Origin of the sequence: Micromonospora sp. NPDC048905 (assembly GCF_040649655.1) — a bacterium.
Lineage (GTDB): Bacteria > Actinomycetota > Actinomycetes > Mycobacteriales > Micromonosporaceae > Micromonospora.
The window spans coordinates 176,704-194,485 of the sequence record NZ_JBEZFV010000001.1 but is presented as its reverse complement, the minus strand read 5'-3'; the positions used below and the strand labels follow the sequence as shown (position 1 = coordinate 194,485).

Sequence of the window (17,782 nt, the reverse complement as noted above, 5' to 3'; positions counted from 1 at the left end):
GCCTGCGAACAACGGTCGGAACGCTGCCGCACACAGCGGGCGCCGGTGTCCCTTGAGGACACCGACGCCCGCTGGGCGAACCCAAGACTCAGCCGATCGTCTCCCGCTCCCGCCACGCGGTCCGCAGGGAGGTGCGGCCGTTGGTGCGCAGCAGCGATCCCTCGTACACCCGGGCGCCGGCGAGCAGGAACGCGCCGGTGGCGAGCAGCAGGACGACAAGCGAGACGAACGGCTCCCAACCGGCCGCGTCGCCGGTGAACAGCCGCAACGGCATGGCCGTGGGCGACGAGAACGGCAGGTACGACAGCACCCGCATCGCTGTCGCGTTGTCGTTCAGGAAGATCACCGCGAAGAACGGCAGCATGACGGCGAGCTGCACGGGTGTCGACACGGCGGCGAGGTCCTCCTGCCGGTTGGCGAGCGCTCCGGCTGCCGCCCACATCGCGGCGAGCAGCACGAAACCGAACAGGAAGAACGGCACGAACCAGCCGATCGCCGGGGCGAGCAGGCTGAGCAGGTCGCCGCTGTCGCCGATCTGCATGCCGATCACCGCCACCACGGCGATGAGCGCGATCTGTGCGAACGCCAGGATGCCGCCGGCCACCACCTTGCCGGCCAGCAACGCCCGTACCGGCACCGCCGCGACGAGGATCTCCACGATGCGGGTCTGCTTCTCCTCGGTGACGCTCTGCGCGATCTGCAGGCCGAAGGTCTGCGAGGTGATGAAGAAGACGAACGCGAAGACGAACGGCACCAGGAACGCCACCACCGGGTCGACCGCGTCCGGGTCGAGCAACTGCACCGGCGGCGAGCTGCTCAGCGCCTGGACCACGTCGGTGGGGGACTCGTCCATCGCGAGAACCTTCGGACCGGCGACCACCGCCGCGTCCACGTCACCGTCGCGGACGGCCTGCTCGGCGGCCCGGTCGTCGGCCACCACCCGGACGTCGAGTCCGGCGTCCCGCAGCGGCCCGGCCGCCTTCTGGGTGACGGCCACCGTGTCCGGACCGCCGGAGAGCAGCGGCGGCAGGATGGTGCCCGCCGCGGCGATCAGCAGGAAGAAGAGCGTGCCGAACAGGAAGGTACGGTCGCGCAGCTTGACGCGGATCTCCCGTTCGGCGACCAGCCGGGTGGCCTGGGTGATGTTCACTGGGTGACCTCTCGGAAGATCTCGGTGAGCGAGGGGCTGACCGGGCGGAAGGCGCGCACCGGGCCGCGCGCGAGGGCCGCCTGCAACACGGGCTGTTCGTCGGCGTCGGCCGGCAGGTCGAAGACCACCCGCGGGCCGTCCAGCTCGACCAGGGTCACCCCGGGTTGGTCGCGTACCCAACCGGCGTCGGTCGCCACCACCAACTCGTAGCGGGGCACGGTGTAGGACTCGCGCAGCTGCTGTCGGCTGCCGGCGGCCCGGATCGTCCCGTCCCCGATGATCACCAGGTCGTCGCAGAGGCGTTCCACGACGTCGAGCTGGTGGCTGGAGAACAGCACCGGCACGCCGGCCGAGGCCCGTTCCCGCAGCACGGTGACGACGGTGTCGACGGCGAGGGGGTCGAGGCCGGAGAACGGCTCGTCGAGCACCAGCACCTCGGGGTCGTGCACCAGGGCGGCCGCGATCTGCGCGCGTTGCTGGTTGCCCAGCGACAGCGTCTCCAGCAGGTCGTCACCGCGTTCACCGAGGCCGACCCGGTCCAGCAGCGCGTCGGTGGCCCGCCGGGCGGCGGGCGCGTCCAGGCCGTGCAGCCGGCCCAGGTACGTCACCTGCTCCCGGGTGGTCATCTTGGGGTAGAGGCCCCGCTCCTCCGGCATGTAGCCGAAGCGCCGCCGGTCCCGCGGGGTCAACGTGCTGCCGCCCCAGCTCACCTCACCGGCGTCGGGGGCGAGCACACCCAGGATGATGCGCATGGTGGTGGTCTTGCCGGCGCCGTTGGCGCCCACGAAGCCGGTCATCCGGCCGGCGGCCACCTCGAAGGACACGTTCTTGAGCACCTGCCGGTCGCCGAAGCTACGGTCGACGCCGTCGAGGCGAAGCGTTCTGGTCACCAGTCCACGCTAGATCGAACACCCCGCCCCGCCGTCCGCCCGGTGGGTGAGCGGGCGGTCCGTCGCGCGGCGGATGGCGGTCACCCGCCGGGCCGGACCACCCCGTTCTCGTACGCGAACACCACCGCCTGCACCCGGTCGCGCAGGCCGAGTTTGGCCAGCACCCGACTGACGTGGGTCTTCACGGTCGCCTCGCCCAGGTGGATGGCAGCGGCGATCTCCGCGTTGCTCGATCCGGCGGCGAGCAGCACCAGCACCTCCCGTTCCCGTGGGGTCAGCCCGGCCAGCGCGGCGTCCGCCTCCGGCCCCCGGTGGGCGGTGCCCGCCGGGTCTCCGGGACGGGCGAACGTGGAGATCACCCGGCGGGTGATCTCCGGGGCGAGCAGGCCGTCGCCCCTGGCCAGCACCTGGATCGCCTCGATCAGCTCCTCCGGTGTGCCGTTCTTCAACAGGAAACCGCTGGCCCCGGCACGCAGCGCGGCGAACAGGTAGTCGTCGCGGTCGAAGGTCGTGAGGATCAGCACGGCCGGCCCACCGGGTCCGTCGGCGGTGATCTGCCGGGTGGCCTCCAGGCCGTCCATCCCGGGCATCTCCACGTCCATGAGTACGACGTCGGGGCGGGTGGCCCGGGTCATGGCGACGGCCCGTTCGCCGTCGGCGGCCTCGCCGACCACCTCGATGTCGTCCTCCACCTCCAGGATGACCCGGAAGCCGGTGCGGACGAGGTGCTGGTCGTCGGCGAGCAGCACCCGGATGGTCCGATCCGGTCCCGACCTCTCGTGGGCTGGCGCGGCACTCATGCCGTCACCTCCGTGTCGACGGCCGGCTGGTGTTCGTCGTGCGGCTCCCGCTGCGCGCCGACCGGTGGGTCGGTCGCCGCCAGCGGGAAGCGGGCGCGTACCCGCCATCCGCCGCCGGCACGCGGTCCGGCCTCCAGGTCGCCGTCGTGCGCGGTGACCCGTTCGCGCATCCCGATCAGGCCCAGCCCGACGGCGTCGACCCGGCCGCCGGCTCGCCCGTTGTCGGTCACGTCGACCTCCACCTCCCGGGCCAGGTAGCGGACCCGCACGTCCAGCAGGTCCGCACCGGCGTGCTTCAGGGTGTTGGTCACCGCCTCCTGCGTCACCCGATACAGCGCCTGCGAGACCGATTCGGGCAGCGCGACCGGGTCGCCGTACACCCCGAGGGTTGCCGTCAGGCCCGCGGCCCGAGCCCGCTCGACCAGCTCACCGATCCGGTCGACGTCGCCGCCGGCCGGCGGCGCGGCGTCGGCCGTGCCGGTGGTCCGCAGCACCCCCAGCATCCGGCGTAGCTCGTCGACCGCGGTGCGGGCGCTCTGCTCGATGGCGGTGAGCGCGGTGCGGGCCTTGGCGGGGTCACGGTCGAACACCCGGCGGCAGGCGGACGCCTGCACTCCCATCACCGACACGTGGTGGGCGACCACGTCGTGCAGTTCCCGGGCGATCCGGACCCGTTCGCCGAGCACCGCCCGTTCCCGGGACTCGGTCTGCGACCGGCGCAGGTCCTCGGCCTGGGTCCGCAGCTCGTGTTCGCGACGAGCGGCCACCCAGGCGGTCTCACCGAAGAAGTACGCGAAGCCGAAGACCAGCACGTTGAGCAGGACACCGGTGACCATCGCGGCGAGCACGGGTGGCACCGGCCCGGCCGCGTCGTCGAAGGCCCCGGGTGGAATCTGGTCGATCGTGATCGCGTAGTAGATCCCCAGCCAGGCGAACATCGTGGTGATCACGCCGATGCGCAGCCGCCGGGCGAGGCGACGGTCCTGCCCCCAGGCGCCGACGGTGTAGAGGGCGCAGAACAACGCCCAGGAGGAGAACTGGGTCTCCGGGGCCGATCGGGCCTGCGCGGCGATGAACCCCACCGAGACGATCAGCAGGGTCGTCACCGGCCAGCGCCGCCGCCAGATCAGCGGCACCGTCACCGCGACGGTCCAGAACAGTTGCTCCGCCCCGGACGGCGGCGAGCCCAGCAGGAACGCCCCGGTGCTGTGGGCCAGGGTGAGGCTGACCAGCGCCAGCACGGTCATCCCCAGGCCGAGCCACAGGTCCTTGCGGCGCTGCTGGGTGGTCGGACCCGGTCGGCGCCATTCGTCTCGCGGTGCCACGGTCATCCGGGAACGATGCCACGTCGCCCGCCACGCCCGTCCAGTGGGCGGACCGGTGCCGTCGGACCCGGGCCACGGGCGGCGGCCCGACGCGAGGTACGCGCCGGGCCGCCGGAGATGGGCTCTCACTCACGCCGTCTGACGGCGCGTCTTCAGAGCGGTGTCGATCAGGTCCCAGACCAGGATCGCCGCCGTGCCCACCGCGATGGCGACCCCGATGGTGTTGCGGTTGTCCGCGTCCGCCAGCCAGCTCAGCCGCTCGCCGAGGGCGGGGTTGAGCAGCCGGTCGGACAGCGCCAGCGATACCACCGGCACCGAGAACGCGAGGTTGACAAGCGCCTTGGTCCCGAACAGCGCCCAGGTCCAATGCCCGATCCGGTACTTGACGATCTCGAACACCAGGCTGCCGAGCAGGACGACGATCAGTGCCGGCAGCCAGAAGGACCACAGCGCCGGGTCGAGGACCGGGATGTTGTCGCCGTCGGTGTCGCGGACCCAGGAGTGGTAGTGCTGCAACGGCAGGTAACCGATCGTGGCCACCAGAAAGACCGCCGACGCGATGGTGTCGGCGAGGGACACGTCACGGTGCGCCGGGACGTCGGGCAGCTGGTCGACAGTCCACTCCGGCAGGTCAACGGCCGTCTGGGTGCGCTCGATGATGGCGAAGGTCAGGGTGAGCCAGAAGGCGATCTGCACGGCCACCTGCATGGCCACGACGATGCCCGGCCCGATGGCCCCGAAACCCTTTCCCTCGGCCGCGTCGACCACGGTGACGATCGTGCCGACGAGCGCCGGGATGAAGCTGAGCAGCAGCTTCAACAGCCGCAGCCAGAGCAGGTAGTAGGTCGGGCCGATCAGCTGGAGCCGACGGTCGGCGTACCGGGCGGCCAGCACGTCCGGGTTGCCCAGCTCGGTGAGCACCGCCCGCTCGGCGGTGACCGGGTCCGCGCCACCGTCGGTCCGGCCCTCGATCATGTCGTCGATGGAGGCCCGCAGCTCGGTGGCGATCTCGTCACGACGCGGGGCGGGCACCGAGCGCAGGGTGGCGGCGAGGTAGCGGTTGGTCAGGGTGTTCATCGGTCCACTCCTTGGATCAGCCCGGTGATGGAGGCCTGCACGGCGGCGAGGTCGTCGAGCAGCCGGTTCAGCATCGACTCGCCCTCGTCGCTGGTTCGGTAGAACTTGCGCGGTCGGCTCTCCTCGGTGTTCCACTCGCTGGTCAGCAGCCCCTGGTCCTCCAGGCGGCGCAGCAGCGGGTAGAGCGTGTTGGCGTCCACCGGGAAGCCGTGGTCGGTGAGCCGTTGCAGCAGTGCGTAGCCGTAGTCCGGTCGGCGCAGCGCGACCAGGCTGGCCACCACGACGGTGCCTCGACGCAACTCCTGTAGGTGCGTCCGTAGAACGTCCTCGCTAACCATGTGTCACACCATACTGTGTGCCACACAGTGTTGTCTACCGGGACATCATCGTGTCGCTCGCAGACTGGTGTGCCGGGCAGCACGCGGGGCGCCCGGCAGAAACCGGGCGCCCCGACGGTTGACGCTGTTCAGCAGGCCGGACCCGCCCGGAAGTTCCGCTCGACGAAGCTGGCCGGACCGACCTGGAAGTAGCCCACGCCCGGCCGGATCGGGTGCCCGGTGAACAGCTCCACCCGCGAGCCGAGCCGCACGAGGTACGCCTCGGCGTCCCCCGCGTCGTTGCGGATCAACGAACCCCGCCGGCCGTAGATCGCCTCCAACTCGTCGAACGACATACCGACCGTGGCGCCGGCGGGGGACTGCGGCGGTGCGGTGGCCGTACCGACCTCCACCAGTCGCCCGTCGCGGAAGGCCAGCACGAACACGCCGGCCCAGGAACCGGTCGATCCCGCGTGCACCACCCCGCCGCAGGCAGGAGCGGTCCAGCCGATGTGCCCGTTCGCGGTCAGCGTGCTCAGGCTGGCGCCGATCCGGTACACACCGGCGCCGGCGACGCTGAGCACCTGCGGGTGGCTGTGCTCGACAGCGGCGGCGAGCGGGCCGCGCGCCGAGGCGGATGCGGTGCCGCCGGTCCGGGGCGCTGCCGCCGCCGGGCCGGCGACGGCCACCGGGACGAGCGTGCCGAACGCCAGCGCGGCGGTGGTGAGGAGGATCGTGGGACGGTTCATGGTGGCTCCTTCGGTGATGGGTCTCCTGCCCTGTTAGTCACCGCGCCGGGGCCAACGGTTCGTCGGGTTTGCGACCGACCCGGTCTACTCTCCAAGGAAACGCCGGCCGGGGGTGACGCGGTGACGGCTCCACTGCGGATCGGGCCCTACGCCATCGAGCGACTGCTCGGCGTCGGATCGTTCGCGACCGTCTGGCTGGGCTACGACCGGGCGCTCGACGCGCACGTGGCGATCAAGGTGCTGGCCGAGAACTGGAGCCACGACCTGCGGGTCCGGGAACGCTTCCGCGACGAGGCCCGGCTGCTGCGCCGGCTGGAGCACGAGCGGCTGATCCGGGTGCACGCCGTCGGTGAGTTGCCCGACGGCCGGCCGTACGCGGTCCTGGCCTGGGCGGACGGGGGGAGCCTGCGGGACCGCCTGGCCGCCGGTGAGATCCCCACGCCCACGGCGTTGCGGCTGCTCGGCGAGATCTGCGCGGGGGTTGCCGTGCTGCACCGGCACGGCGTCGTGCACCGTGATCTCACCCCGGGCAACATCCTGTTCCACTCCGCCGGTCCGGACGACCCCGACACCGAGAAGGTGCTGATCGCCGACCTCGGCCTGGCCAAGGCGCTCGCCGCCGCCTCCGGGCTGACCGCCCGAGCCGGTACCCCGGGTTACATGGCCCCCGAGCAGGACAACCCGGGCGCGGTGATCGACACCCGCGCCGACGTGTACGGGCTCGGCCGGCTCGGCATCCGGCTGCTGGGCGCCGACCCGCCCGGGTACGCCCCGGAGATCCGACTGCGGGCAGACGTGCCGCCAGCGGTCGCGGCGGTGCTCGCCCAGGCCACCGCCCACCACCCTGCCGACCGCTATCCCGACGCCGCGGCCCTGCACACCGCGCTGACCCGCGTGAGCGACCAGGTGGGGCTGGCTGTGGCGACCGGTCCCGTGCGCCGTCGGTACTGGCTGCTGCGGGTGGCCGGGGCCGCTGTCGTGGCAGTCCTGGTGGGTGCGGTGGGTGCCGAGCCGGGTGGAGTCGGGTCGGCGCGGCCGGTCGGCGGCACGTACACGACCGGGCCGCTGACCGTGGTGTTGCCACCCGGCTGGTCCGCCACCGGGGCGACCTGGGCCGGTCAGTACGGTGCCGACGGCCAACCCGAACCGGCGCTGGTGATGTCACCCCAACCCCGCCGGTGGGCCGCCGACCCTCGTCTGCCCGGCGCGTTCGTGGGCCTCTCCGCCACCACGGCGGCACGCGCCACGCCGGCCGGGTTCCTGGCCGAGCGCACCCACGGTGACTGCGCGCCCGCGCCGTCCCGGCTCATCCGGCCGGCGGGTGTCGAGTGGACGGTGGTGGCGTACCGCTGCGACCGAGGTCGGCCGCAGATCATCGAGTCGGCCGCCACGCACCCGGGCCGGCCCGCCTTGGTGTACGTGCAGATAAGCCCGCCCGCGGGCAGCGGACCCGACTTCGTGGACACCCTGCTCGCTGGCGTACGCCTGGGGTAGGCGCGCTAGCGGACCACCACGGTGATGGTGTGCTCCCGGCCGTCCTTGGGGATCGTCACAGCGACGGTGCCGGGGCGGACGAAGCGGATGTCCACCACGCCCGCCTCGTACTGCTGCGAGACCAACTCTGGACGGTCCACGGTGACGAGCCCCGGCCCGATGCCCTGGATCCGCAGCACCGCACCGGTGGCGAAGCAGAGCGATCGCAGCAACTCGATCTCGGTCTCGGCGAGCGGCAGGTCGTAGCGGACCGCGCCCTGGCAGGCCGGCGTCGCGTCGGCCGGCGGGGGAGTCGTGCGGGGCGTACCCCTGGTCCGGGTGGGTTCGGGCGGTGCCGGGACCGGGCGCGCGCTGGTCGGCGGCGGTCGCGTCGGCGACCCGGCGGTCGCGGGGGTCGTGGGGGTCGTGGCGGGCATGGTGGTCGTGGCGGGGGTGGCGGGTGTCGGCGTCGAAGAACGGCTCGGGCCGGGCGGTTGGACGGGCAGGGGCGAGACGGCGTCGGCGCCGCAGGCGGCGACCCCCGCGGTGGCCGCGAGGACGACGACGAGCCGGCGGAACGATGCCGCGTTCACTCGGCGCCGAGCCGTTGCCGGACCTGTCGGCGGGCCAGGTGCAACCGGGACTTCACGGTGCCCACCGGCACGTCGAGCAGGGCGGCGATCTCGGGGTAGCTCAGCCCGAGGACGTCGCGCAGGGCCACCACCTCGGCGAGGTCGGGATGGACCGAGTCGAAGGCGTCCAGCAGGTCGAGGCGGGTGCCCGCGACCACGCTGGTCCGCCGCGGGTCGGCCCGGTCGGGCAGCGGTACGCCGCCGGCCTCCAGCCGCCAGCGGCGGCGCAGCGTGCGGTAGGTCGAGCGGGACCGGTTGGCGGTCAGCCGGTGCAGCCAGGTGCGGAACGAGGAGCGCCCCTCGAACCGGGCGATGCCGTTGGCCAGCGCCAGCAGCGTGTCCTGGCAGGCCTCCTCGGCGTCCTCCCGGTTGGGCAGGAACCGGGCGCACAGCCGCAGCACCTCGGGGCGCACCGCCACCAGCAGGGCGTCCAGCGCCGCCGGGTCGCCGTGCGCGGCGGACCGGGCCAGGGCGTCGATGTCGTCCGCGTCGGGCATGCCGGGTGTCCAATGCTCGCCGGTGCCGATCCCCGAGCGTACGACCGGTGACACCGGCGTGGCCCGGTACGGTCCGGCACCCGACCCGGACCGGCGCGTTACTCGAAGCGGGACACGTCCCCGGCACCCCGACGCAGGATCTCCGGCTCGGGGCCGGACAGATCGATCACGGTCGTCGGCTCCTTGCCGCAGTCGCCGGCGTCGAGGACCGCGTCGAGCTGGTGGTCGAGCCGTTCCTTGATCTCCCACCCCTGGGTCATCGGCTCGTCGTCGCCGGGCAGGACCAGGGTGCTCGACACCAGTGGTTCGGCCAGCTCGGCCAGCAGCGCCTGGGTGACGGTGTGCCGGGGTACGCGGACACCGACGGTGCGCTTCTTCGGGTGCAACATCCGGCGCGGCACCTCCTTGGTGGCCGGCAGGATGAAGGTGTAGCTGCCCGGGGTGGACGCCTTCACCAGACGGAAGACCGAGTTGCTGATCTGCACGAACTGACCGAGCTGCGCGAAGTCCCGGCAGACCAGCGTGAAGTGGTGCCGGTCGTCGAGGTGGCGGATCTGGCGGATCCGGTCCAGCCCGTCCGCGTTGCCCAGCTGGACGCCGAGCGCGTAGCAGGAGTCCGTCGGGTAGGCGACCAGCCCACCACCTCGGATCAGGTCGGCGACCTGGCCGATGATTCGGGGCTGGGGGTTCTCCGGGTGCACGTCGTAGTACCTCGCCATGCTGATGAGCCTAGGCGCTCCCACTCGCCGGCCCGGTCTGCGCCGTCACCTTGTCCGCGATCCTGGGCCAACGCGTATTCCTTGATCGGTAGGTGAACCGGAGCCGTCGGCCGGGGCGTTGATCGGGCGGTCTGGGCAGGTGCGCCGACGCCGTCGTGGTGGCCCGGGTTCGACTGAGAGGCAGGTGTGCCCGATGCTTGGTTGCTGGCGGAGCGGCGGATTAATTGTTGCGTGCGTAGCGGTGTCAAAGCCTTCAATAATGCGTCGAGTTGCTTCCGGGTAACGAATTGGTGCGCTCGGCCATTATCCGCAACAAGATCCGAGAATCGCGGAAAGTGACGGGCTCGCGACGCTTCCATCGCCCCCGGCCGGTCTTGTTGGTGGTAACGGTGGGTGCCGGCGGGCGGAAAGCGCCCTGTTCAGGCCCCTTTCAGGGATTACCCAAAGTAGCGCTGGGTGGTGCGTTTGACACAGCCCGTCAGCGGTCCTTACCTTCATCCCACTTGGAGGACGGGGGAGGACGTGCTGGGTAACGCTGTGCAGATAGCCATCTACCAGCGACTTAGGCGCACTGGTGATGATCAGGTCGGGCGGGATGTGAGCCGTCGGGCTTCGTCGTCAGCTAATGGGCGGACCGGCAAGCTGCCATTCCACTGAGTTTCTCGGCGGTGGTGCGCCCGGCTTTGGTCGGCCGCGTTGTCATTCGGAACGCCTCAATTCTGAAATGCTGTGGTCGGCTCGTGTCGAAAAGATGCGCCCGCGCCGCCTCAGCCACGTAATCGTCTGACTGTTTCGACGCGCCGACCGGCGTCGTCGGCAGTCCAGCCGCCGTCGAAGGCGGCCTTTTCTTCGTGCCTCCACGCAATTTCTCCGTGGGTGAACCCTGCGGCGAGCCCTCATCACTTTTACTCAGGAGAATTCGAGTGCAAGAACCGCACACAGCCGCTGTCGCCCCTTGGCGCCGGCTGGGGATCACGGTGGTGGCCACCGCTTTGGCCATGTCCACCGTCTCCCTCCTGCCTCCGCCGGCCGGCGCGCAGGAACCCACCCCGCCGGGGGCCGACAGTGCGATCACCGGCCTCTCCGAGCCTGACGCGATCGCGGCTGCCGCGCGGTCGGGTCGAGCCGTCGAAGCGTCCCGGTCGAGGTCGGAGAGTTCCCGTGTGGTGGCGACGCCCCAGGGAACGCTGATCCTGGAGTCGTACGCCACTCCGCGCTGGACGAAGAAGCCCGATGGCGGTGGGTGGCGGGACATCGACACCCACCTGCGGCAGAACGCGGACGGGACGGTCGCCCCGGTGGCGACGTTGGCCGACGTGCGGTTCTCGGCGGGCGGTGCGGCTCCCGCGGTTCGCCTGCCGGTCGGCCCCGGCGAGGTCTCGCTGACGTGGCCGGGCGCGCTGCCGGCACCCCGGATCGAGGGCGACACCGCGATCTACGAGTCGGTGCTGCCGGAGGTGGACCTCCGGCTACGGGCGCTGGTCGACGGATTCACCTGGGTGCTGGTGGTGAGGTCACCGCAGGCGGCGGCGAACCCGGCCCTGGAAGCGTTGCGGTTCCGCCTCGACACGCCGGGGCTGACCAAGCGGGAGCGCGCCGGCGGGGGCTTCGAGGTCGTGGACGGCTCGGGCCAGCTCCGGCTCTCCGCCGGTAGCGCCCTGATGTGGGACTCCTCCGGTGTCACCTCATCGAAAGCGGCGGCGAAGGCGGGCGGCACGGCGTCGGCGCTTCAGGCGAACCGGGACGTCGTACGGTCGGCACCGGATCTGGCGCGCAAGGCGGAGCTGCCGGCGAGGATCCAGGGCAGCGATCTTGTGATCCGGCCGGATCTGTCGCTGCTGCGCAACAAGAACGCCGTGTTCCCCGTCGTGATCGACCCGTGGTCGACGATCAACAAGCTGCGCTGGGGTTACACCGGTTCGGAGAACGCGACCCGGGACGACGGCGTCGCTCGGGTCGGAGCCGATCCAGCAGGCAGTGGAACCTTCCGATCCTTCTTCGCCTTCAACCTCTCCTCCCTCGCGGGGAAGACCGTCCGGTCGGCGAAGTTCCTGACCGAGATGACCCACTCCTGGGACTGCGCGAACACGCCGGTCAACCTCTGGCGGTCGGCCGACCTGACCAGCGCCGGCAAGCAGAGCTGGGACGGTCCCAACCTGGCGCTGTGGCTGGAGGAGCGGTCCGGGCACGCGCACAAGCCGTCGGGCGGGGCGGGCTGCTCCAACGATCCGCAGCCGGACCTGCCCATGGAGTTCTCGGGCAGCAAGCTGGGCACGGACGTGTCCGCCGCGCGCGGCGAGAGCAACTACACGCTGGCCCTGTCCACCCGGCAGTCGGACGGTTCCTCGGAGTCGACGAGCAACTGGTGGAAGAAGTTCGACCCGGGTGTCACCAAGCTGTCGGTCGAGTACAACACCAACCCGAACACGCCCACCGCGGCCCAGTTGTCGACGCACGCCGACTTCACCGCCCCCGCGCAGGCCTGCGTCACGGGAACCTCGCGGCCCATGGTGCGCTCGGACTATCCGTGGCTGAAGGCGATCCTCACCGATCCCGATGGCAGCAACGGCGGGTCGCTGAGTGGGGCCTTCACCCTCCAGAAGCTGGTCAGTGGGGCCTGGACCGGCGTGTCCGGTTGGCCGAAGACGGATTCCGGCGTGGCCACGGGGGCGAGGGCGGAGGTGCAGCTGACCACCAAGACCGCCGACGGTGAGGTCTACCGGTGGCAGGTGCAGACCAAGGACACCCTCGGGGGCGCGTCCCTGGGCTCACCGTGGTGCGAGTTCTACATCGACTATTCGGCCCCGGCACAGAAGCCCAAGGTGACGGTGGCCGGTGACGTCCCCTACCTCGAGTCGCCCCCCTTCGGCACCAACCAGGACTTCCACGGGTCGATCGGCCTGTCCGGCAAGTTCACCCTCTCCGCGAACGGTGTCGCCGACGTCTACGACTACGTCTACCAGCTCCAGGGCGGACAGCAGATGACGGTGAGGGCGGCCACGCTGGGCGGCCAGGCCGAGGTGTGGGTGACGCCGAAGGTAATGGGCGAGAACGTGCTCAGCGTGCGCAGTCGGGACCAGGCCGGCAACTCGTCGGCCCCCTACGACTACACGTTCCTGGTCGACAACTACTCGGCGCCGAAGGCCATCTGGAAGATGGACGAGGGGGCGGGCACCACGGCCGCCACCACCCCGGCAGGTGGCCCCAACCTCACCCTCACCAGCAATGTGGGCTGGACGGGAAGTTGGACGTACGGCACCCGGAAGAACACGACACCCGATCGCGCGTTGGGTTTCGGTACCAACAAGGGCTGGGCGGCGACCTCAACGGCACCTCCGATCGATTCGTCGCGCAGCTTCAGCGTGGCGGCGTGGGCGCGCATCACCAGCACGAGCACCTTCGGTTCGGTGGTGGCCGTGAGCGGCACCAACAACGGCGCCTGGCAGTTGCAGCGGGACAAGGGCGGCAGTTGGTACTTCCACACCTTCTCCGGCGACAGCCCCACCCACACCCGTACCTCGGTCGTCTCGAAGGAATGGGCGCCGATCGGCACCTGGCAGCACATCGCCGGGGTGTACGACGCAGGCGCGAAGGAGATCCGGATCTTCGTCAACGGTGAGAAGGTCGGCACCCAGCCGTTGAGTGCCCTCTGGAAGTCCACCGGCATCATGCAGATCGGTCGGGTGCGCTACAACGCCGTCGAGGGCAACTACTTCGACGGCGACATCGACGACGTCCGGCTGTGGGACCGGGTCGTCGACGAGAGGGACCTCGAGGAGATCGTCACGCCCAAACTCACCGGCGAGTGGCTCCTGGATGACCCGGACCTGGCCACGATCCAGCAGCAGGGCGACTCCTCGGGCTACAACCGGCCGGTCGGCCTCACCGCTGCCCCGAGCGCGACCGTCTGTGAGAACGCCGGCCCGAACGGCGCCTACGCACTCTGCCTGGACGGGATCAGCGGCACCGCGAAGACGCAGGGTCAGGTGCTGCGCACCGAGGGATCGTGGACCGTCTCGGCGTGGGTGAAGCCGTCGGCGTTCACCGGCTTCCACACGGTGGTCTCCCAGTGCGGGACGCTGCGCTGTGCCTTCTACCTGCAACGCCAGGCCGGGTCCACGCCAGGTTGGGCCATCGTGGTGCCGGACCGGGACCAATCCGAGCCGAACGTTGCCTACACCACGGTCAAGTGGAGCGGCACGCCGGTCCTCAACCAGGGGGTCCACCTCGCCGCGACCTACGAGTCGGGCACCAGGACGCTCAGGCTCTACGTCGACGGTGCTCTCGTCGGTGAGAAGAAGACCATCCCGCCGCCCTTCGCCACCACCGGGTCGCTTCGCATCGGCTCGTCCGACTCCGGGGACTACGTGAAGGGCGCCATCAGCCGGGTCAGGGTGTGGCAGGGCGCCCTCTCCTCTGCGGAGATCCTCTCCCTCGCCAATGAGGTGTAGCGCTCCCTGAATGAAACCGCTCCGGGGCCGGCGGCCTGCCCGCCGGCCCCGGAACAGGCCCCTCGTCATCCCCCTGAACCGCAGAACAGGAGTCCGCAGTGACCTTCTCTCGTGCGCATATCCGCACCCGTTCGCGAAAATGGGGGTACGCACTCCTGGCGGCGGCGATCGCCGTGGCTGGCGTCGCCTCCGCTCCGCATCGGGTGCGAGCCGAACCGGCGGAACCCGGGCCTGATGCTCGCCCGACGACCGCCGCACTGTCCGAAGCCGAGGCTCTCGCCGCCGCGAAACGATCCGGTCGCGCCGTCGAGGTCACGACGCTGAAGTCGGAGAACTCCCGTGTCCTGGCATCCCCGAAGGGGTCCCTGGTCATGGAGTCGTACCCCGTTCCGCAGTGGGTGAACCGGCGGGACGGAGGTGGCTGGCGGACCATCGACACGTCGCTGGTGACGGGGGCGGACGGGTCTGTCGCGCCGGTGGCGACGGTGGCGGACGTGTCGTTCTCCGCTGGCGGCACCGCCGCGGTCGTGCGCCTTCCGGTCGAGGGTGGGGAGGTGTCCCTCTCCTGGCCCAGCACTTTGCCCGCCCCCCGTCTTGAGGGCGACACGGCGATCTACGAGTCGGTGTTACCTGACGTCGACCTGCGGATGCGTGCGCTGCGCGACGGGTTCAGCTGGGTGCTCGTGGTGAAGTCGGCAAGCGCGGCGACGAACCCCGCGTTGGAGACTCTGCGGTTCCGCCTCGACACCCCCGGTCTGTCCAGCAGAGCGCGCGCCGGCGGCGGCTTCCAGGTCGTCAACGGCGCGGGACGGGAAGTCCTCTCCGCCGGGAACGCGTTGATGTGGGACTCGTCCGGCCTCACGACGACGGCCCAGGCGAAGAGCAGCAAGGCATTGTCGGCCTTCGCGGCCCAGGAGAAGCGCGACGCGCTGCGGATGGTGCCGGACCGGGCGCGCAAGGCCGAGTTGGCGACCGACGTGCGGGACGGTGACCTCGTCATCCGTCCGGATCTCACGCTGCTCCGTGGCCCGAAGACCGCGTATCCGGTGGCCATCGACCCGTGGACGACGGTCAACAAGGCGCTGTGGGGATACGCCGGCTCGACGGACGCGACCCGCGACGACGGGGTGGCCCGGGTGGGTAGGAACCCGGACGGTTCCGGGAACTTCCGCTCGTTCTTCCGGTTCAACCTCTCGGCGCTGTCGGGCAAGACGATCCGCTCGGCCAAGTTCCTGACCGAGATGACCCACTCCTGGTCGTGTGCCTCCACGCCGGTGAACCTCTACCGGACCGCCGAGCTGGGCAGCTCCGGCAAGCAGACGTGGGACGGCAGCCCGAAGCTCATCACCTGGTTGGAGGAGCGGTCCGGGCACGCGCACAAGCCGCCGGCCGCGCCGAACTGCTCGAACGACCCGCAGCCGGACCTGCCGATGGAGTTCGCCAAGCTGAAGGACGACGTTTCCAGCAACCGCGGGAATGCCAAATACACCCTCGCCCTGGCCGCCCGACAGGCCGACGGTACGTCGGAATCCGAGTCGACCTGGTGGAAGAAGTTCGACCCGGCGATGACCAAGCTGTCGGTCGAGTACAACAGCAACCCGAACACCCCGACGGCGGCCCAGTTGTCCACCCACGCCGACTACACCGCCGGGGCACAGGCGTGCGTGAGCGGCGCGACCCGCCCGATGGTGCGGTCGGACTACCCGTGGTTGAAGGCGACCCTGAGCGATCCCGACGGCAGTAACGGCGGCAGCCTGTCCGGCGTGTTCACCCTGCAGAAGCAGGTGAACGGCACCTGGACCACGGCGACCGGCTTTCCCAAGACCGATGCCGGGGTCGCACCGGGGGCCAGGGCCGAGGTGCAGCTGACCACCAAGACCGCAAGCGGCGACGTGTACCGGTGGCAGGTGCAGACCAAGGACGGCCTCGATGGCATCTCGGGCCTGTCGCCCTGGTGCGAGTTCTACGTCGACTACGCCGCGCCCACGTCGAAGCCGAAGGTGACGCCGGAAGACGCTCTCTACCTGGAGTCGCCGCCGCTGGGCACGAACCAGGACGTGCGCGGCTCGGTCGGCTACTCCGGACGGTTCACCTTCTCCGCCAACGGCGCCGCCGACGTCTACGACTACCTCTACCGGGTCGATGGCGGCGCGGAGCAGGTGGTGCGGGCAGCGACGCTGGGTGGCACGGCCACGGTCTGGGTCACCCCGAACTCGATCGGCGAGAACGTGCTGAGCGTCAAGAGCCGCGACCAGGCCGGCAACACCACCGAGGCGTACGACTACGTCTTCCTCGTCGACAGCCCCTCGGCACCGAGGGCACACTGGGCGATCGACGAGGGCACCGGCACCACCCTGACGAACCGGATCGACGGCGGGCAGTCCGCCACCCTGACCCCCAACCCCTCCTGGTCCGACTCCCGCCTGCGCGGTACGCACAAGAACCGGGGCAAGGACTGGGCGGTCAAGTTCCGCGGCGCCTCGGACTACGCAGGCACCTCCAGTGCGGTGGTCGACACCGCGCGCAGTTTCTCGATCTCTGCCTGGGTTCGCGCCGACGCGGTCGGCGGAGTCGTCGTGTCGCAGCCGGGCACCAAGAAGAGCCCCTTTGAGCTGCAGTATTTCCCGGCGAAGGAACGCTGGTGCTTCGTCACCTACGTGGCGGACCTCTCGAACGCGGGCGCGACGGCAGCCCCCGCCTGCACGGCCGAACCCGTTCAGGTCGGAGTCTGGGTGCACCTGACCGGCGTGTACGACGCCGGCTCGGCCAACCAGCTGTCCCTCTACGTGAACGGGGTCCGCAAGGGCACGGGATCCACCGCGCCGGTGTGGTCCTCCGGTGGTCCGTTGTTGATCGGCGTCGCCCGCGCCGGCATCCTCACCGGCTGGTTCAACGGCCTGGTCAGCGAGGTCCGGATCTGGGACCGCGTCGTGGACCCGGAAATCGATCTTCGACCTCTGGTCGAGCCCGTGCTGGTGGGCCAGTGGGAGATGGAGGACTTCGACTACGACGCGCCACGACAGGAGGCGGACGGCTCCGGCTACCAGCGCCCACTCACGCTGACCGACGCTCCCGCTGCCGACTGGTCGGCCAACGCCGGCTACAACTTCTCCAGCGGTCTGGCCGTGGATGGACTTTCTGGCCACGCGGCTACCGACGCTCCGGTCCTGCGCACCGACCAGTCGTACACGGTGTCCGGGTGGGCGCGCTGGAATGGTGGGGCCGGCCCGCGCACGGTGTTCGCCCAGGATGGCGGCCAGATCTCCGGCTTCTTCCTGACGTGTCGAAACGACCCGACCGGCCGTCCCAAGTGGTCACTGATGAACCGGACGGCCGACTCGACGTCGAGCTCCTCCCGAACGGTCTACGGCAGCGACTGCGTCGCGAACAGTTGGGCCCATCTCACCGCCGTGCAGGACGTCACGGCCCAGAAACTCAGCCTCTACGTCAACGGCCAACTGTCCGGCGCCGTCAGTGTCCCGGCGCCGTGGAGCGCCGAGGGCGCCTTCACCGTCGGCCGCGGGAAGTACGTGGTGCTCGCGGACCACTTCCCGGGCGACATCGACCGGGTCCGTGCCTGGCAGGGCGCCCTCTCCGACGCCGACATCGCGGCGTTGTTCGCGGAGGCGTAACCGCAGCCGGTGGGTCGGGGTGCCGTGGCGTCGCCGCCATCCCGACCCACCCCCTCGTCCACCACGCCGC

At 70.8% G+C, this 17,782-nt stretch carries 13 protein-coding genes; 3 read left to right on the top strand and 10 right to left on the bottom strand.

Features of this window, described 5'->3' with window-relative positions; genetic code table 11:
* Positions 1 to 88: 88 nt before the first annotated feature.
* The 7 genes from AB0C01_RS00860 to AB0C01_RS00830 all read right to left on the bottom strand — a co-directional run bounded on the left by AB0C01_RS00860 (position 89) and on the right by AB0C01_RS00830 (position 6,308).
* The gene (locus AB0C01_RS00860; protein ID WP_357569887.1) at positions 89 to 1,150 is read right to left on the bottom strand and encodes an ABC transporter permease; all 1,062 of its coding nucleotides are present in this window, start codon (positions 1,148 to 1,150) and stop codon (positions 89 to 91) included.
* Positions 1,147 to 2,040: an ATP-binding cassette domain-containing protein gene (locus tag AB0C01_RS00855; RefSeq protein WP_357569886.1), complete on the bottom strand. Its 894-nt coding sequence runs from the start codon at positions 2,038 to 2,040 to the stop codon at positions 1,147 to 1,149. Before AB0C01_RS00855 ends, AB0C01_RS00860 begins: the two co-directional genes overlap by 4 nt.
* Positions 2,041 to 2,120: 80 nt before the next feature.
* Positions 2,121 to 2,840 (bottom strand): response regulator transcription factor, encoded by a 720-nt coding sequence (locus AB0C01_RS00850; protein WP_357245345.1) that lies wholly within the window; start codon positions 2,838 to 2,840, stop codon positions 2,121 to 2,123.
* Positions 2,837 to 4,171 carry a sensor histidine kinase gene (locus AB0C01_RS00845; RefSeq protein WP_357245343.1) on the bottom strand — a complete coding sequence of 445 codons (1,335 nt, stop codon included), beginning with the start codon at positions 4,169 to 4,171 and terminating at the stop codon, positions 2,837 to 2,839. Before AB0C01_RS00845 ends, AB0C01_RS00850 begins: the two co-directional genes overlap by 4 nt.
* Before the next feature lie 123 nt (positions 4,172 to 4,294).
* Complete coding sequence (locus tag AB0C01_RS00840; protein ID WP_357569885.1) at positions 4,295 to 5,242, bottom strand: permease prefix domain 1-containing protein; 948 nt, start codon at positions 5,240 to 5,242, stop codon at positions 4,295 to 4,297.
* Positions 5,239 to 5,580, bottom strand: a complete 342-nt coding sequence (locus AB0C01_RS00835; RefSeq protein WP_357245339.1) for a PadR family transcriptional regulator — start codon at positions 5,578 to 5,580, stop codon at positions 5,239 to 5,241. Before AB0C01_RS00835 ends, AB0C01_RS00840 begins: the two co-directional genes overlap by 4 nt.
* 128 nt (positions 5,581 to 5,708) lie before the next feature.
* On the bottom strand, positions 5,709 to 6,308 hold the full coding sequence (locus AB0C01_RS00830) for a hypothetical protein (protein WP_357569884.1): 600 nt from the start codon (positions 6,306 to 6,308) through the stop codon (positions 5,709 to 5,711).
* A 120-nt stretch (positions 6,309 to 6,428) separates the two neighbouring features.
* Here AB0C01_RS00830 and AB0C01_RS00825 point away from each other — a divergent pair, with 120 nt between their 5' ends.
* On the top strand, positions 6,429 to 7,802 hold the full coding sequence (locus tag AB0C01_RS00825) for a serine/threonine-protein kinase (protein WP_357569883.1): 1,374 nt from the start codon (positions 6,429 to 6,431) through the stop codon (positions 7,800 to 7,802).
* A gap of 5 nt (positions 7,803 to 7,807) precedes the next feature.
* On the opposite strand, the gene AB0C01_RS00820 is transcribed toward AB0C01_RS00825, so the two are convergent.
* From AB0C01_RS00820 to AB0C01_RS00810, 3 genes are all read right to left on the bottom strand, one after another.
* The gene (locus AB0C01_RS00820; RefSeq protein ID WP_357569882.1) at positions 7,808 to 8,374 is read right to left on the bottom strand and encodes a hypothetical protein; all 567 of its coding nucleotides are present in this window, start codon (positions 8,372 to 8,374) and stop codon (positions 7,808 to 7,810) included.
* Complete coding sequence (locus tag AB0C01_RS00815; protein ID WP_357245330.1) at positions 8,371 to 8,910, bottom strand: RNA polymerase sigma factor; 540 nt, start codon at positions 8,908 to 8,910, stop codon at positions 8,371 to 8,373. The genes AB0C01_RS00820 and AB0C01_RS00815 overlap by 4 nt, the downstream gene beginning before the upstream one ends.
* A 98-nt stretch (positions 8,911 to 9,008) precedes the next feature.
* Positions 9,009 to 9,629 carry an L-threonylcarbamoyladenylate synthase gene (locus AB0C01_RS00810; protein ID WP_357245328.1) on the bottom strand — a complete coding sequence of 207 codons (621 nt, stop codon included), beginning with the start codon at positions 9,627 to 9,629 and terminating at the stop codon, positions 9,009 to 9,011.
* A 1,163-nt stretch (positions 9,630 to 10,792) separates the two neighbouring features.
* On the opposite strand from AB0C01_RS00810, the gene AB0C01_RS00805 reads away from it, so the two are divergent.
* Positions 10,793 to 14,080 carry a LamG domain-containing protein gene (locus AB0C01_RS00805; protein ID WP_357569881.1) on the top strand — a complete coding sequence of 1,096 codons (3,288 nt, stop codon included), beginning with the start codon at positions 10,793 to 10,795 and terminating at the stop codon, positions 14,078 to 14,080.
* 371 nt (positions 14,081 to 14,451) lie between these two features.
* Positions 14,452 to 17,712, top strand: coding sequence for a LamG-like jellyroll fold domain-containing protein (locus AB0C01_RS00800; RefSeq protein ID WP_357569880.1), 3,261 nt, complete (start codon positions 14,452 to 14,454; stop codon positions 17,710 to 17,712).
* Positions 17,713 to 17,782 lie beyond the last annotated feature (70 nt).

Coding starts and splice junctions, on each gene's coding strand:
- AB0C01_RS00830 (WP_357569884.1), bottom strand. CDS start 6,308: ATGAACCGTCCCACGATCCTCCTCACCACCGCCGCGCTGGCGTTCGGC.
- AB0C01_RS00835 (WP_357245339.1), bottom strand. CDS start 5,580: ATGGTTAGCGAGGACGTTCTACGGACGCACCTACAGGAGTTGCGTCGA.
- AB0C01_RS00840 (WP_357569885.1), bottom strand. CDS start 5,242: ATGAACACCCTGACCAACCGCTACCTCGCCGCCACCCTGCGCTCGGTG.
- AB0C01_RS00810 (WP_357245328.1), bottom strand. CDS start 9,629: ATGGCGAGGTACTACGACGTGCACCCGGAGAACCCCCAGCCCCGAATC.
- AB0C01_RS00850 (WP_357245345.1), bottom strand. CDS start 2,840: ATGAGTGCCGCGCCAGCCCACGAGAGGTCGGGACCGGATCGGACCATC.
- AB0C01_RS00815 (WP_357245330.1), bottom strand. CDS start 8,910: ATGCCCGACGCGGACGACATCGACGCCCTGGCCCGGTCCGCCGCGCAC.
- AB0C01_RS00845 (WP_357245343.1), bottom strand. CDS start 4,171: ATGACCGTGGCACCGCGAGACGAATGGCGCCGACCGGGTCCGACCACC.
- AB0C01_RS00800 (WP_357569880.1), top strand. CDS start 14,452: ATGGAGTCGTACCCCGTTCCGCAGTGGGTGAACCGGCGGGACGGAGGT.